Below are 14,232 nucleotides of genomic sequence, written 5' to 3' on the forward strand. Positions count from 1 at the left end.
GAGATTTTAGATTCTAGATTTTAGATTTTTTTGTGGAAGCACAAGGTCTTAGAAACCGGGTTTCTTGTCCCCGGCGTTGCTTGAAAGCTGAGGTTTGTTGTCAAGAAACTCAGTTTCCGATCCTTGCGAGTGCGTCCAGGATTCTAGATTTTAGATTGAAGTCTTCTGGTGAAAAACTGCACCCATGGGAAACTGATGCACTCACCGAAAATCTAAAATCTAAAATCTAAGAATCTAAAATAGTCTTATTCCTCAACAAGCTTAGGCTTCTTCACAGGCTTAGGAAGAGGTTCCTTGGGGACAGGCGGTGCTGCTGCGGACTTGATAGTAGGACGCCCTACAGGAGTACCGTCACCGCTGGGCTTAGGAGTAAAGGCACGCTTGTTTCCCCCTCCTTTGTAGCCACCACCGGGCGGCTTGCTACCGGGGGGGAATTTCCGCTTTTTAATCGGCAGGGCGCCAATATTGTTGGCCTGCTCAATCATCAGACTGTCAGCTTGCAATTTGACGTGGAAATCCCAAAAAAACCCGATCGCCTTTGTTCCTACATCCCCCTTGAGTTTCAACTTAAAAAACTTCATCTTGTCGTCATTCTTGCGAGGAGCTTGCTTGATTTTGACGATGAGATATTTTTCTTCCTCTTGCGATTGTTGATAAATCACCTCGCCTCGAATCGAAAAATAGCCATCTTCAACATCAGGTTCCGAGGGCGGCAAAGATGCAGTCGATGGTTCGCCGCCCTGCTCAATCTCCCCTGCTTCCTGATTTTCCTCATCAGAGGAAGTTTCGGGAGATTTTTTCAGGGTTTCCGGCTCCCAAACACCCATAATTTGGGCGTGCAAGTTGCCGTCTTCTTGCCTGGTGCGGGGATAGACCACCCACAGGTGTTCTTGTTCGAGATCCAGGTGATTTTTGACTAAACTCATAACTCTACCCAGCAAAACTGCGTCGATGGCAGTTCCGTCGGCAGCTATCAACATACCTCGGGTGAATTGCTCTTCAGATTGGGTGTAGCGGCCCCGCACTAAACCAACAGCTCGGTACTGTCTGGGTTCACTGGGAGGGGGAATGGGATGTTGGCGCATGACAGAGGGTATGTCATCATCATCGACCTGAGTTTCGTTAGTGGGAGGCTTGGGGGTTGGGGTAGGTACGACCGTGAGTTCAGTTGTCTTACCAGCAGATTCCGCAGGCGCTGCTGGCTCCGAGATCGCAGGAGCATCGCTGGGCTTTGGCTTTGTTTTGTCCCCATCGGGGGCAGAACTGTAGCGTGGTCGTTGCAGCGTATCCTTTGGCGCTGGGGCGTCTGTTGTCGCTGGGGCGTCCGTTGGCGCTAGGGCGTCATTTGGCGCTGGGGCGTCCGTTGTCGCTGGGGCGTCCGTTGGCGCTGGTGGTTGATTTTGGTCAACAGGTGCAGCCGACGCGGAAGACACGGGACTTTCGTCTGGTGTCTCGGGCACGGAGGCTGTAACTGCGGGCTGATTCACGGCGGGCTCGGTTGGCTGAGCCTTGCGAGCAGAAGTAGATTTGGACGATTTGGAAGACCGGTTGGGAGAGGGGTTCATAAAAACTCCTTGCAGCGGAGACACATCCCTTGAGGGAAATTAGGAATAAACTGAAGAAACTGATTTAAAAACTACTAGCACCCGACTTGAGGCTTGCGCCGGAAAGTTTGGTTTTGACCCGTCAACGCCAACTTTCTACTGCGCTACGAGCGATCCCGGATTTGCTGGCTGCTCTAATCCTTGTTGGCAAAGAGTTTGAGAGTTGCTAACCCAAGAATCGGTCGATCGCCCGAAAGCTGGCGTTGCTGGCTAATAGCGTTTAGGATATTCAGATACTTCAAGTCCGGACAATCTAGGATATATCCCGACATAGCGTGTTGAATACCTGAGCATCCAACCCGGCAATATCTCGCAATGATTTGAGGAAAATCCCCAAGGCGCCATTCCAATCTCTCTGGAGTAGCTTGCCTATTTTACTTAATCCAATTACCTAACGGGCTGATCCGCCATATTTTCGGTAATTTTGAGCTTAACCGCACTCTTATTGGACGAAAGCCACGTTCCTTGGGGCTGCGGGTCTTTGTGTCCAAAATAGTTTGGCTAGCGTGGAGTTGCGGGTCTGTTACCATATTAGCTGCAAGCAAAAGACTGGTTTGTGAATTGGGACTTTGAACTTAAGAACTTTTATGGTTGCATAGATCTGGTTAAATCGCAGACGCCCCTAGGCGATGGGTTGATTCTTAGAAAATAGTAGATTTTAAGTTGGGATAGTTGAATTATGGAAAAAGCAAACAAGGGTCGCGGGTTGATTACTGTAGTGGTAGTGCTTGCGCTCATCGCTTTTGTGGGATTTTCTCTGGTTCCAATTTTGGACAGTATTCTCAAGGGCAATCAAGCGCAAAGTCGATCGACTCCAACGCCAACTCAGACAGCCGCATCTAACGATAAGCAATCGCAGTTGCTGCAAGATCAGGTGAGAGGGTATGAATTGGTTTTGCAGCGGGAACCTGACAATGTAACGGCTTTGCGGGGACTTTTGCAGGTACGGCTGGAGTTGATCGGACAAGGAGTGGGGGCGATCAAGGATGTGGTGCCGACGTTGGAAAAGTTGGCTAAACTGAATCCTGAAACTACGGAATACGGGATTTTGCTGGCTCAGGCGAAGGAACGCACGGGCGATCGCGAAGGGGCTGCTGGGGCCTATCGGTCAATTTTAGCGTCTAAGCCTGGGGAAATTAAGGCTTTGCAGGGGTTGGTGAATTTGCTGTTGGTGCAACAACGGCCCGAAGCTGCGATCGGACTGCTGCAAGATACGCTGAAGGCTGCTCCGAGTGCGAATCAGGCGAAACCGGGAAGTATTGATGTAACTTCAGTGCAGTTGATTTTGGGACAGGTTTATGCTATGCAGAAGCGCTACCCAGAGGCGATCGCGATTTACGACGAATCGGCTAAGGCGAATCCGAAAGATTTTCGTCCGACGTTAGCTCATGCGATCGTGTTGAAGGAACAGGGCAAAACAGACGAAGCAAAAACGCTGTTTGATAAAGCTACTGAGTTAGCTCCACCTAACTATAAAGATCAAATCAATCAGTTAGCTAGCGGCACTCCTTCGCCTTCTCCTGCGGCAGAAAAAGCGAGTCCCGATCCTGCTGCTTCTCCCAGTCCAGAACCGTCAAGTTCTCCCAGTCCAGAAGGTGCGCTACCGAAACCTTAAGGACATTTGTAGGGGCGGTACGAAGAGTTTCCGCCCCACGATTTTGAGTGAAAAATTTGATACTTTTAACTCAAAACTTCTTATTTTATTCCGAATTACAGATTAGAGAGTATCCGCAAAAATAACGATTATAAGGTTTGTAGTGAGGACTTCAGTCCGCATCAATTTCTGCGGACTGAAGTCCTCACTACAAACCTAGGACGTGATATTATGAATTAAGTCAGACCTCGGAGGGAATTATGACCCAAAGCGTTGACCGCGTTGTTCTACCTCCTGCTTTTCCAGACCACACTCAATTACCAGAGTCGGATGGTACTTTTGTGAAAAATTTCCAGGAGCATCCACAAAGTTTAATTTTAACAGATTCGATCGGCCCGATTTTGCAGCAGCGGCATCCTGACGGACAATATGCGATCGGTCAAGACTGCGGCATTTATTGGCGAGAAACCGAGCCACCGGAAAAAGGTGCAGAAGCTCCTGATTGGTTTTATGTTCCTAATGTACCTCCTAATATTGACGGTCAAATTCGCCGTTCTTACGTGCTGTGGCGGGAACACATAGCACCGTTAATTGCGTTAGAATTTGCCAGCGGGAATGGCGAGGAAGAGCGCGATCGCACTCCGTTGTCTCGCACCGAAGAAGGGGTAATCACGAAACCTGGCAAGTTTTGGGCCTACGAGCGGGTGATGCGAATTCCCTATTACGGCATCTATGAAATTAACAGCGGGCGATTAGAAGTTTATCGGTTGATTGACGGGTATTATCAACTTTTAGAACTGAATCAGCGGGGTCATTTTGCGATCGCACCTTTAGGCGTAGAATTGGGACTTTGGCAAGGCAGTTATCAAAATCAAACCATGCTTTGGCTGCGTTGGTGGGATGAGGAAGGTAATTTGCTGTTGATTGGCGATGAAAGAGCTCAATTGGAGAGATTGCGAGGGGAACAACAACGGGAAAGAGCCGAACAAGAAAGATTGCGAGCCGAACAAGAAAGATTGCGAGCTGACAGTGCAGAGCAGGCACGACAAGCTGAATTTCAGGCAAGAAGGGCTGCAATTCCCCGGTTGTTGGGAATGGGTTTGAGTGCCGAACAGGTGGCGGAGGCGTTAAGTTTATCTGTCGAAGAAGTTAGGGAGGATGGTGGAGAGTGAGATAGTGGAGGGAAATTGGGGAAAAGGGCGATCGATCTTGAATTTGCTAGGAAGCGATCGCAACCAATGACAGTAGCACTAACTTTCTGACTCCGCAGGCCCAGCAACAGACTTGGCTCTCCCTAAACGATAAGCTGTGAGAGGACTATTCCGAATATCTGCTTCTATCTGGGCAATCAGTTCATCAAGTGCAAAATTAAGACTATCAAACTGCCGACAGACTTCGCGCATTTTAGCAACTGTCTGCTTTACTTTTTCGGGTTCTGGTTGCGGTTGTTGAGTCATAGTAGGTTCCAATCACTTTTAGCTTCTCGGACAGTAGCTTCTCCGGCCTCGGCTGTAGCTTCAGCTTGTTCTATCGTTTGAGTCAGTAGTTCTATGGTAGCAGTAGGAGCGATCGGCTGAAATTCCGAAATTCGCAGGAGCAGGTTAGAAAGGCGAGAATAAGAAGAAGTAGCTCGTTCTCTAATGTTTGTCAATTGTTCTAGCACAGAAGCAGTTGCCTCCGTTTCTCCAAATATTTCAAAAACAGATAGTTCAGTCGCTCCCGCTTGATTGATTAGCTGCACCAGTCGGCGCTGTAATTCTAGGATAATTGTAATAGTTCTATCGGGCAAATCAGCCATGAACTTTCTCCTCACTATCATCCAACTCCGCCATAAAATCGGCGGCAGAACAAAATTTAACATTTCCCTCAGCATACTCTTGACGAACTTCTGCCACCTCCTTGAGTAATTCATTGCGTCGCTGTTGTCGCAGACGATTTTGAAGAATATCTAGAAGCATGGCTTGATCTTCTAGTGATAAAACTTCTACAGCTTCAAGAGCTTGCTGGAATTGAGATGTCTGTGTCGTTTTACTCATATATAGCACTTCTAGGGGAGGTGAGGTATAGCTAGAACGTCTAAAAGCCTTACGCTACAAGCCCTAACCATTTAGTAAGTAGGGTGCGTCAGCCATTTGGTAATTAGGTAACAAACAAAATTTATTTAGGGCTGACACACCCTATAAATCAATACTTCCGCTCCTGCGGCTCAAACATCGTAATCGCCACCGGCATATAAGCCAAATCAATCCCCGCAGGCGAATAATAAGCCAGCGTATGCTTCAAGAACTTCTCATCATCCCGCTGCAAAAAATCTTCCCGCGAATGAGCGCCCCGACTTTCCTGACGGTTCAAAGCCGAAGTTAAAATCATTTTTCCCACGATTATCAAACTCCGCAATTCCAAAGCTTCCACAATTTCCGTATTCCAAGATTTACCCTTGTCGTCCAAGTAAACTTCTTGATATTGTTTTTCCAATTCCTCCAATTTATGCAAACCTTCCTGCATCAATTCGGCGCTGCGAAATACTCCGCAATACTCAGTCATCGTATCTTGGAACTTTTGCCGAATTTGATTAATTCGGTATTGTCCGGGACGGTCTACAAGTGCTTGAATTTGCTCTTGTGTTTCCTGAATATAACGCTGTTCGTCTACTGCGGGTAACTTGCGATTTTGGACAAATTGTGCTATGGTTGCGCCAGTAACTTTGCCGTAAACTACGCATTCTAAGAGCGAATTGCTGCCCAAACGGTTAGCGCCGTGAACTGACACGCAAGCTGCTTCGCCGGCCGCAAAGAAACCGTCTACCAAACTGTCAGCACTGCTGCGAACTTGTCCGCCAATATTCGTTGGAATTCCCCCCATTGAATAGTGAGCCGTAGGACGCACTGGCATCGGCTGGTCTACGGCATCAATTCCTAGCAAGCGGTGCGCTTCTTCCCAAGCAAAAGGTATTTTGCTCATGATTTTTTCGCGTCCCATGTGCCGCAAATCGAGGTAGATAAAGGGGCCGCCTGCACTACCATCGAGATTAATGCCTCTACCTGCACGAATTTCTAAGGAAATCGATCGCGATGTAATGTCCCTGGGCGCTAATTCCATCCGCGACGGGGCATAATTCGCCATAAATCGATCGCCCTCGGAATTAATCAAATAAGCCCCTTCACCCCGTACAGCTTCTGAAATCAACACTCCCACCGGATACAAACCAGTCGGATGAAACTGGACAAACTCCATATCTTCCAGCGGCAATCCAGCCATCGCCGCCATCGCTAAACCGTCTCCAGTCGAGGCGTAATCGTTCGAGGTGGTGTTGTAAACTCGACCGTAACCCCCCGTAGCAAACATCACCGCCTTAGCGCGCAAGACGGCAATTTCGCCGTCTATTAGGTTAAACATAACTACGCCCTTGGCTTGGCCTGCTTCCAAAATCAGGCGGGTGACATACCACTCTTGATAGATGTGAACTCCGTAACGGCGCAGATTGTTGACTAATTCGTGGAGGATGGCGTGACCGGTTTTGTCGGCCGCGTAGCAGGTGCGGCGGTGGGAATGTCCGCCGAAAGCGCGCTGGGCAATTCTGCCATCTGGGAGGCGCGAAAACAGGACTCCCATGTGTTCTAAATCGATGATGACACCGGGTGCTTCGCGGGTGAGGATTTCTACGGCGTCTTGGTCGGCTAAATAGTCTGAACCTTTTACTGTGTCGAAGGCGTGGGCTTTCCAACTGTCATCTGGATCGACATTTTGCAGGCTGGAGGCCATACCGCCTTGGGCTGCGACGGAGTGCGATCGAATCGGGTGAGTTTTCGCAACAACAGCTACCTTTAAACTGGGGTCAGTCCGGGCAATTTCTAAAGCCGCGCGGCAACCTGCTAAACCGCCGCCTACAATGATTACGTCGTGTTCTAGCATTTTTTTAAATTATTTTGAGTGTTCTGCTCAACTTATGGTGACCCAAAAAAAAACTTCCTACCAAAAGATCGGGAAGTTTTTTAACTTTTGATTTGAAAATCAAAGTCTAAAATCTCAAATTGAACTAGCCGACGTTTTGGACTGACCTCTGAGCGGACTGATTTCCCGTTGCAGAAGGTTGATCTTCGGTGGCGGGGTCTACAGAAAGCACTTCTATGTTATTGAGCAGAGTTGTCACGAAAGCAAACAGCAAGAATGGCAGAGACAGCACTAAAATCAAGCCAACTGTAGCCAAGGCGTAGATTTGGCGGGCGCTGCTCCAGAGGGCGAGTGCGGACGCTAGACTCAGGAAGATGACTATCAGCCAAACAATGATTTGACCGTAAATGTCGCCAAAGGTGAGGGTACATTTAAGGCGATAGTTGTGAATGTTATCCATTGATGCCTCGGAAGATTGCTATTACGACTTGTCGAAAAATACTTTGACAGCCTGTCAATACTGACTGTAAATTTATAATTTTAGCTGCTACAACTTGGTTTTGGCGTTCTTTTAAAGATTTTTATAGAAGTTTGCAACAAGACTTTATAAAATTTTACTTCTGACTGGGAAATTTTACCAAACCAGACTTAGGCAATCCGACAAAGAAACTGGGTTTTTTACTGTTTTGGCGCCTATAACGAGTTTTTTTCGCAAAAACCTGGTTTCTGACCCCCCGTGGGTGCAGGACTACGACAGAAAGGTACAAGGGGAAAGTCTACTTTTTGACCGATCGCGATTTTTGTAAAGTAATGTTAAGCTGCATGGGTATGGAATCAACCTTTACCAGAAAGAATTGGTTGAAAGCCGGAACCCGGAGCGGGAGAAATGAAAATCAGACTATTCATTACTCCAATCCTCGGACTTAAGGGTAGAGGTCGCTCTCCTTCGGTCAACTGTCAACTGTCAACTGTCAACTGTCAACTGTTGAAAGCGTTTTACCTGTGTTTTAGCCCATGTCTTTCGATCGCACATTGATGATTTCGCGCTGTTTCCTGGCTGGTGTGGGAACGCAGATGTTTGTACACCACCAGCAGCGGATTCCGCAAGAAAGTTCGGTACTGGTGGTGAGCAATCACCGCAGTTTCCTCGATCCTGTGGTGCTGACAGCGGCATTGGGTCGATCGATCCGGTTTGCTTGTCATCACTACATGGGTCAAATTCCGGTGATTCGGGAAGTTGTCACGAGTTTTGGGGCTTTCCCCTTGGAAGCACCGGAGCACCGACAGCAGCATTTTTTCGCTCAAGCGACGGCGCTGCTGCAAACAGGGGAGATGGTGGGGGTGTTTCCTGAGGGTGCAGAACCGATGGTGAACTTTACTCAACCGAATACTATGGGGAAGTTTCAGCGGGGATTTGCTCATTTGGCTTTGCGGGCGCCGGTGCGAGATTTGGCGGTGTTACCGGTGGCGATTGCTTCGATGGAGGAAAAGTCGGTGCGATCGGGTTTACCGCTGAAGTTGCTGAGTTTGTTCGATCCTTCCGAACCGTTGTTCGATCGCGCTGGGTGGCATCCTGTGATAGTTTATCAACGAGTTAATGTTTTAATCGGCCGCCCTTACTGGATTACAGTCGATCGACAGCAGCAGTATCGAGGCAAAAAAGCCAAAGCAGTTGTGGCTGAACTTACAGAGCACTGTCAGGGGGAAATTGCACAATTACTCGATCGAGGGTGTGTTTAAGTCAGTTGACAGTTGACAGTTGACAGTTGACAGTTGATAGTTGACAGTTGACAGTTGACAGTTGACAGTTGATAGTTGACAGTTGACAGTTGACAGTTGACACAGTTGACAGTTGTAAAAATGAGCAATAAATTACCAATTACCAATTGCCAATTGCCAATTGCGACCCTTCGGCTTCGCGAGCAAGATTACCAATCACCAATTACCAATTACCAATTACCAATTACTAATTACCAATTACCAATTACCAATTACCAATTACCAATTACCAATTACCAACTACCAATTACCAATTACCAACTACCAATTACCAGATTAAGTTTAATCATGCCAACTGCTAACAATAAGGTTCGTTTTCTCAGCCCGAAACCGCCCAAACCCGATCGCCCTTTATTTGTATTTCTGCCCGGTATGGACGGGGGAGGTTTGCTGCTGCGATCGCAAATTCCTAAATTAGCTCCGCATTTCGACATTCGCTGCTTAGCTATACCGGCCGACGACATGGCTAGCTGGGAGGTACTGGTTAAGGAAACAATTGCCTTAATTGAAGCAGAAAAGAAAGCCAATCAGCGGCCAGTTTATCTGTGCGGCGAGTCATTTGGGGGCTGTTTAGCGATAAAAGTTGTTTTAGAAGCTCCCCAATTGTGCGATCGACTAATTTTAGTTAATCCAGCTTCTTCATTCCGACAACAGCCTTGGGTGCAGTGGGGTTCTCACCTGACTCAGTGGCTGCCGGCGAATCTTTATCCGCTGTCGGTAATCGGTCTGTTGCCGATATTAGCATCCTTAGGAAAGATTGGGCGGGACGATCGGCGAGCTTTGCTCGAAGCGATGCAAGCGGTACCGCAAAATACGTCTGTGTGGAGATTGGCGTTAGTGCGATCGTTTAATGTGGATGAAAATCAGTTGCGTGCGATCGAACAGCCGACGTTAGTAATTGCTAGCGGAGCCGATCGGCTGCTGCCTTCTATGGCAGAAGCGAAGCTTTTAGTCAAGGTAATTCCGAATCCTGAAATGGTGATGCTGGCTAATAGCGGTCATGCTTGTTTGTTGGAAACTGATGTTGACCTTTACGCAATTATGCAAGCTCGCAATTTTTTGGCAGAATCAGAAGAATATTTATCATTAGTCAGGAGTCATTAGTGAGCAGTCAGGGAGCATCTCATTTTTGTATTTTTTTTTAGTGCGAGCGTCCCCGCTCGCGAGCTATATTAAGACTCGCGAGCTATATTAAGACTCGCGAGCTATATTAAGACTCGCGAGCTATATTAAGACTCGCGAGCTATCTTAAGACTCGCGAGCTATCTTAAGACTCGCGAGCTATATTAAGACTCGCGAGCTATCTTAAGACTCGCGAGCTATATTAAGACTCGCGAGCTATATTATTAAGACTCGCGAGCTATATTAAGACTCGCGAGCTATATTATTAAGACTCGCGAGCTATATTAAGACTCGCGAGCTATCTTAAGACTCGCGAGCTATATTAAGACTCGCGAGCTATCTTAAGACTCGCGAGCTATATTAAGACTCGCGAGCTATCTTAAGACTCGCGAGCTATCTTAAGACTCGCGAGCTATCTTAAGACTCGCGAGCTATCTTAAGACTCGCGAGCGGGACGCTCGCACTGCACGATAACTAATTAAGATTCAGCCATTTTTGAGCATTAAGCCGCTGGACGACACCAAAGACCATGAGGTCTAGGGTAATCTTGCGCTCGTCTATCAAAAAAGGCTCTAAAGTGCTGGTTTTGGTGTTATTTTCAGCGCAGGAAAATGCTCTTTGACTTTGAATATCTTCTTGAGGAAAATACAAGTTAAATTGGCGCTGACCTTCTTGAAATTTACCAATTACTTGCCAGCAATCTCCGGCGGAACTCATGCCAGCAACGGGGAGTTTTTGCTTGGTCAAACTCACATCTAAATCCTTAACGCCCTGCTTGGTCAAAGCAGTTTGCAAGGCGGGCAAATAATCTTGTTGAATAAATTCCGCAAAGGGCTTGTCTTCAACAGCAGGTGCTTTTTCCTTTTTAGCTTTAGCTGGGGGCTTGTCACCGTCTGGCTTGGCGGCCGCTTTTTTAGCAGCGGGCGCAGGCTTGTCAGCGCTGGGGATGTCGCTGGTTTCCGGAGTGTCGGAACTCGGAGCGTTTTCAGCAGAAAGGGCCTCTGTTTCGGCTTCGCCTGCTGCTGGATTTTTCGGTTCTTCTGCCATTGGTGCTTCCTTTTAAAAAGTGATGAGTAGAGGAGTCAGGAGTCAGGAGTCAGTAGTTGTTTGTTGGTTGTTATTTGTTGTTAGTTTTAGTTGTTGTTTCTAATAACCAATAACTAATAACCAATAACTACTAACCGATGACTACTGACTAATGACTGAGGACTATGCTTATTCTAAATCTCAGCGACAGCTCGTTCAATCAAACGGTGGGCGAGAGTTTGAACGCCCGTGTGTTCGTAGTAGTTGGTAGTCATGTCCAGGAAAGCGCCCACGTAGTCCACCTTGTCGGCAGAAATTTCCACAAAACTCTGTAAGTGCCCCATAACGTTTTGGGGAGTCAAACCTCGATCGCTCACAAACGAGCCCATCCAGCCGGAAACCGAGTTAAAGCTTTCGCCGATAAATCCGAGTTGGCCTGCGGGATTACCACCAGGAATCATACCGCCGATCGACTTAAACGCCGGATTGTCTTGCAAATCGCTAGGGGAGAGCTTTTGAATCCAAGACTGAGTAGCCATGATAAAGTCTGGGCCCAGGGGAATCAAACCATCAAAACAAACCAAAGCAGCCATCCGCATCAGGGATTCACCGCCGTAGTCGCCCAAAGCCCCGGCAAAATCGCCGATGCTGTCGCCAGGAATGCCGTTAATTTGGCAAAAAGCGAGCAATTCAGTGACTAATTTTAGAGAAAGGTCGATCGTCTGAGCTTTTTCAGGCTTGGGGGTGAGATTTCCCAGCACGGACAAAAACGGCACATTTTGGGCGACTTTGTTAGCTAGGGCTGCTGTACCGAGGGCGCTAGAGGCACTGTCGATCGTTTGGTAAAGCCAGAGAGCGCGTTGGTAGCCTTCCGATTTATCGTTGTAGAGGGTGATGGCCCGATCGCCAATTTGCTGGATCATATCTTCGTCAGTTTCGCCTGTTACCGTACGAATGGTATTTTCAAAGCCAACTAAATTGTTCCACTCGCCTGGAACAACAAAGTCAAGCGCTCGCAGGGCTTTGACAGTCATGTTGTCTTTAGGCAGTTGATCGACTAATTCAAAGACTGTTTTGCTCACAAAAAACTCCTTGTTGAACAGAAATCAAAGGTATTACTTTTGGTAGATGGCAAGAACTTCACAGTCTGATTTTGGCAGACATAGTTTTGATAGCGCCAGAGCTAGAGTCGGGCGAGAAGTTCGATCTGAGACACTGCTATTTCACACTAGCAAGGCCGCTCAGGTTAAATTTTGACAGCCAAGCTTCGCGCTCGCTAGCGGTAAAAGAGGGATCGCGGGATTGAACTTTGACTTGATAGCGATTTGCCACTAAAACAGCAGTGATGTTAGCGCCCTGACTGACAGCGGGATAGCCGCTAATTTGCTTGGTGCTTTGCTGGAATTTGGCTCCGGCGCTGGGGTTGCCGGCGATGTCGTTAATCGAAAGCACCGCGACATTTTTACCGCCTTTGTTCAGTTTAGCTTCAGCAAAACCGGATTTTTCTTGAGCGAAAACGCGATCGAATCCGCCGCCAGCAGACGGGAAGTATTTATTTAACTTACCGCCTGCAACTGCCTTCTTGGGCAGGTTTTGATTACTAGCAGTGGATTTGTCAGCATTTGTCTGCTTGGCTTTAGTCGATTTTTGGGTGCTTTCCTGCTGGGCTTTGTCCCAGCGGGAGGGGGGCTGATTCTGACCGCAGGAAGTCACGAGCAGCAGTACCGAGATCAGAAATGGAGCTAAGATTCGGCGTGCGGGGGGAAATTGCATCGCTCTCTCCTCATTAGTAGGTTTCCATAACAATTGTGGCTCACGATTTACCAATTTGTCTTCCCCGAGCGAGTGATTTGTGTCCTTTGCGAAAAAATCCTCTGCCCGCAGGCAGAGGATTTTTTGCAATTGCGAGTTTTGAAGGAAGAAGAAAGAAAGATTGCTCCACAGATCAATTCTGGGGATGAGGTAAAAAAACTAAGTTTTTTGATGGCCAGCAATCTCAAAACAATTTTCGCTGATTTTCCCGAGATTTATCTAGAGGTTTCAGAGGAATTGTCCGTCAATCGTGTTGCTTCGGCCTTCCAACTTAGGTCTTGCTTTGTGGGTAAAGCTGCTATACAAATCCTAGACAAGTCTAGACATTTGCTTCTTACTTCATCGGGGGCATGGGAGCGGCTATCCCTCGGTAAGCTTTGACGCTCTAGCCAAGCGCGATAAATTAATCGCTGCGTTCAAATCCCTGTCCATCGAATGACCGCAACTTCCATAGTTGTAAGTCCTTTCTTTCAGCGGCATATCTTGAATATGTCCGCAGTTTGAACAAGTCTTACTCGAAGGAAACCAGCGGTCAGCAATGATTACTTCACAGCCAAACTTTTGAGATTTATACTCTAGTTGACGTTTGAATTCATAGAATCCACAATCAGCGATAACTCGAAGCTCGCTTGTGATTAGACAGTAACCCAGAAACATTCAAATTCTCTACTACTATCTTTGCGTGGTTTTTGCATAAGTAAGTAGTGATTTGATGGAGAGTATTTTTTCTGAGATTCGCTACCTTAGGAATGAAAATTGAATAATTTAAGCAACTTTGCTTCCCCATTTCTTTTCCAGTAAGGGCTAAGGGGGGGATAGTCGTCTAGGTTATTAAATTTTCATTCCTTAGCATGATGCTTCGCTAGTTTTTGTTTCGCCTTAAATCTATTTCTAGAGCCTCTTGTTTTTTTCGGGATAACTCCTTTGACAGCCTACGCAACTTACTGAGATGCGTTTTGTAATGCTTTGGGTTAGGCAAAACAACACCGGTCGAAAGGGTTGCCAACTCTTTAACTCCCAAGTCAACACCCACAACATCGTGTTGCTTTATAGTTGGCTCTTCTGTTCGTAAGCAAAAGCGATAAACCAACTGTCGGCGGTACGTGAAATAGTGATTGACACGGCACGGTGGTGTGAGGCAATCCGCCCTAGGTTTTTACCCAGCCGATGGTCGGCAACTTTATGGACGTACCACCTACCGGAATTGGTTTGCCACCTGCATCTATCGTGAAAGAATCATGATGCCCCTTCTTCTTGAATTTGGGATATCCACCTTTTTTTGAGAAAAATAAGGAGAAGGAATCCCCAAGATTGTCGAAAGCATATTGAGTTATCTTCTGGCAAATTCCCGCTTCTTTAATCCATGTAAACTCAGGCTTTACATGATTGTTAAAGAATTTCTTG

17 protein-coding genes and 1 pseudogene are annotated in these 14,232 nt (G+C 47.2%); 5 read left to right on the forward strand and 13 right to left on the reverse strand.

Features of this window, described 5'->3' with window-relative positions; genetic code table 11:
- Window positions 1-245 precede the first annotated feature (245 nt).
- Window positions 246-1,565 carry a hypothetical protein gene (locus JGK14_RS22205; RefSeq protein ID WP_293193374.1) on the reverse strand — a complete coding sequence of 440 codons (1,320 nt, stop codon included), beginning with the start codon at window positions 1,563-1,565 and terminating at the stop codon, window positions 246-248.
- 173 nt (window positions 1,566-1,738) lie between these two features.
- Complete coding sequence (locus tag JGK14_RS22210; RefSeq protein ID WP_293203559.1) at window positions 1,739-1,876, reverse strand: hypothetical protein; 138 nt, start codon at window positions 1,874-1,876, stop codon at window positions 1,739-1,741.
- A gap of 407 nt (window positions 1,877-2,283) precedes the next feature.
- Here JGK14_RS22210 and JGK14_RS22215 point away from each other — a divergent pair, with 407 nt between their 5' ends.
- Both JGK14_RS22215 and JGK14_RS22220 read left to right on the forward strand, forming a co-directional pair.
- Window positions 2,284-3,219 (forward strand): tetratricopeptide repeat protein, encoded by a 936-nt coding sequence (locus JGK14_RS22215; protein ID WP_293205944.1) that lies wholly within the window; start codon window positions 2,284-2,286, stop codon window positions 3,217-3,219.
- A gap of 239 nt (window positions 3,220-3,458) precedes the next feature.
- Window positions 3,459-4,370: a Uma2 family endonuclease gene (locus JGK14_RS22220; RefSeq protein ID WP_293271360.1), complete on the forward strand. Its 912-nt coding sequence runs from the start codon at window positions 3,459-3,461 to the stop codon at window positions 4,368-4,370.
- Between the two features lie 78 nt (window positions 4,371-4,448).
- On the opposite strand, the gene JGK14_RS22225 is transcribed toward JGK14_RS22220, so the two are convergent.
- From JGK14_RS22225 to JGK14_RS22245, 5 genes are all read right to left on the reverse strand, one after another.
- Window positions 4,449-4,655 (reverse strand): hypothetical protein, encoded by a 207-nt coding sequence (locus JGK14_RS22225; protein WP_293127010.1) that lies wholly within the window; start codon window positions 4,653-4,655, stop codon window positions 4,449-4,451.
- Window positions 4,652-4,996, reverse strand: coding sequence for a hypothetical protein (locus JGK14_RS22230; protein ID WP_293186554.1), 345 nt, complete (start codon window positions 4,994-4,996; stop codon window positions 4,652-4,654). Before JGK14_RS22230 ends, JGK14_RS22225 begins: the two co-directional genes overlap by 4 nt.
- A complete protein-coding gene (locus tag JGK14_RS22235) occupies window positions 4,989-5,234 on the reverse strand; it encodes a hypothetical protein (protein ID WP_293186555.1) in 246 nt (81 codons plus the stop codon). Before JGK14_RS22235 ends, JGK14_RS22230 begins: the two co-directional genes overlap by 8 nt.
- A gap of 148 nt (window positions 5,235-5,382) precedes the next feature.
- Entirely contained in the window at window positions 5,383-7,110 is a 1,728-nt protein-coding gene (locus JGK14_RS22240; RefSeq protein ID WP_325315497.1) for a succinate dehydrogenase/fumarate reductase flavoprotein subunit, read from the reverse strand.
- A gap of 124 nt (window positions 7,111-7,234) precedes the next feature.
- Entirely contained in the window at window positions 7,235-7,549 is a 315-nt protein-coding gene (locus JGK14_RS22245) for a hypothetical protein (RefSeq protein ID WP_325315498.1), read from the reverse strand.
- A 554-nt stretch (window positions 7,550-8,103) separates the two neighbouring features.
- On the opposite strand from JGK14_RS22245, the gene JGK14_RS22250 reads away from it, so the two are divergent.
- Together JGK14_RS22250 and JGK14_RS22255 are read left to right on the forward strand one after the other, a co-directional pair.
- A complete protein-coding gene (locus JGK14_RS22250; RefSeq protein WP_325315499.1) occupies window positions 8,104-8,829 on the forward strand; it encodes a lysophospholipid acyltransferase family protein in 726 nt (241 codons plus the stop codon).
- Between the two features lie 327 nt (window positions 8,830-9,156).
- Window positions 9,157-9,972: an alpha/beta fold hydrolase gene (locus tag JGK14_RS22255; protein ID WP_293186563.1), complete on the forward strand. Its 816-nt coding sequence runs from the start codon at window positions 9,157-9,159 to the stop codon at window positions 9,970-9,972.
- Between the two features lie 492 nt (window positions 9,973-10,464).
- Here JGK14_RS22255 and JGK14_RS22260 read toward each other — a convergent pair whose 3' ends face one another.
- The 3 genes from JGK14_RS22260 to JGK14_RS22270 all read right to left on the reverse strand — a co-directional run bounded on the left by JGK14_RS22260 (window position 10,465) and on the right by JGK14_RS22270 (window position 12,789).
- Complete coding sequence (locus JGK14_RS22260; RefSeq protein WP_293187126.1) at window positions 10,465-11,037, reverse strand: DUF2996 domain-containing protein; 573 nt, start codon at window positions 11,035-11,037, stop codon at window positions 10,465-10,467.
- A gap of 173 nt (window positions 11,038-11,210) precedes the next feature.
- Complete coding sequence (locus JGK14_RS22265; protein WP_293187127.1) at window positions 11,211-12,098, reverse strand: hypothetical protein; 888 nt, start codon at window positions 12,096-12,098, stop codon at window positions 11,211-11,213.
- Between the two features lie 136 nt (window positions 12,099-12,234).
- Window positions 12,235-12,789, reverse strand: a complete 555-nt coding sequence (locus tag JGK14_RS22270; RefSeq protein WP_293187128.1) for a hypothetical protein — start codon at window positions 12,787-12,789, stop codon at window positions 12,235-12,237.
- A 138-nt stretch (window positions 12,790-12,927) separates the two neighbouring features.
- On the opposite strand from JGK14_RS22270, the gene JGK14_RS22275 reads away from it, so the two are divergent.
- A complete protein-coding gene (locus tag JGK14_RS22275) occupies window positions 12,928-13,209 on the forward strand; it encodes a hypothetical protein (protein WP_293187129.1) in 282 nt (93 codons plus the stop codon).
- Here the strand turns inward: JGK14_RS22275 and JGK14_RS34100 are convergent.
- From JGK14_RS34100 to JGK14_RS22280, 3 genes and pseudogenes are all read right to left on the reverse strand, one after another.
- Window positions 13,189-13,485 (reverse strand): zinc ribbon domain-containing protein, encoded by a 297-nt coding sequence (locus JGK14_RS34100; protein ID WP_363319284.1) that lies wholly within the window; start codon window positions 13,483-13,485, stop codon window positions 13,189-13,191. The two genes, JGK14_RS22275 and JGK14_RS34100, sit on opposite strands and share 21 nt — an antisense overlap.
- A 205-nt stretch (window positions 13,486-13,690) precedes the next feature.
- Entirely contained in the window at window positions 13,691-13,918 is a 228-nt protein-coding gene (locus JGK14_RS34105) for a transposase (RefSeq protein WP_363319285.1), read from the reverse strand.
- A gap of 58 nt (window positions 13,919-13,976) precedes the next feature.
- Window positions 13,977-14,232 (reverse strand): annotated as a pseudogene (locus tag JGK14_RS22280) (RNA-guided endonuclease InsQ/TnpB family protein); the annotation flags it as partial.

This window comes from Microcoleus sp. PH2017_28_MFU_U_A (genome assembly GCF_020738035.1).
Lineage (GTDB): Bacteria > Cyanobacteriota > Cyanobacteriia > Cyanobacteriales > Microcoleaceae > Microcoleus.

Bases quoted from the DNA above. Each gene is read 5' to 3' on its own strand.
- JGK14_RS22205 (WP_293193374.1), bottom strand. From the start codon at position 1,565: ATGAACCCCTCTCCCAACCGGTCTTCCAAATCGTCCAAATCTACTTCT.
- JGK14_RS22210 (WP_293203559.1), bottom strand. From the start codon at position 1,876: ATGTCGGGATATATCCTAGATTGTCCGGACTTGAAGTATCTGAATATC.
- JGK14_RS22215 (WP_293205944.1), top strand. From the start codon at position 2,284: ATGGAAAAAGCAAACAAGGGTCGCGGGTTGATTACTGTAGTGGTAGTG.
- JGK14_RS22220 (WP_293271360.1), top strand. From the start codon at position 3,459: ATGACCCAAAGCGTTGACCGCGTTGTTCTACCTCCTGCTTTTCCAGAC.
- JGK14_RS22225 (WP_293127010.1), bottom strand. From the start codon at position 4,655: ATGACTCAACAACCGCAACCAGAACCCGAAAAAGTAAAGCAGACAGTT.
- JGK14_RS22230 (WP_293186554.1), bottom strand. From the start codon at position 4,996: ATGGCTGATTTGCCCGATAGAACTATTACAATTATCCTAGAATTACAG.
- JGK14_RS22235 (WP_293186555.1), bottom strand. From the start codon at position 5,234: ATGAGTAAAACGACACAGACATCTCAATTCCAGCAAGCTCTTGAAGCT.
- JGK14_RS22240 (WP_325315497.1), bottom strand. From the start codon at position 7,110: ATGCTAGAACACGACGTAATCATTGTAGGCGGCGGTTTAGCAGGTTGC.
- JGK14_RS22245 (WP_325315498.1), bottom strand. From the start codon at position 7,549: ATGGATAACATTCACAACTATCGCCTTAAATGTACCCTCACCTTTGGC.
- JGK14_RS22250 (WP_325315499.1), top strand. From the start codon at position 8,104: ATGTCTTTCGATCGCACATTGATGATTTCGCGCTGTTTCCTGGCTGGT.
- JGK14_RS22255 (WP_293186563.1), top strand. From the start codon at position 9,157: ATGCCAACTGCTAACAATAAGGTTCGTTTTCTCAGCCCGAAACCGCCC.
- JGK14_RS22260 (WP_293187126.1), bottom strand. From the start codon at position 11,037: ATGGCAGAAGAACCGAAAAATCCAGCAGCAGGCGAAGCCGAAACAGAG.
- JGK14_RS22270 (WP_293187128.1), bottom strand. From the start codon at position 12,789: ATGCAATTTCCCCCCGCACGCCGAATCTTAGCTCCATTTCTGATCTCG.
- JGK14_RS34100 (WP_363319284.1), bottom strand. From the start codon at position 13,485: ATGTTTCTGGGTTACTGTCTAATCACAAGCGAGCTTCGAGTTATCGCT.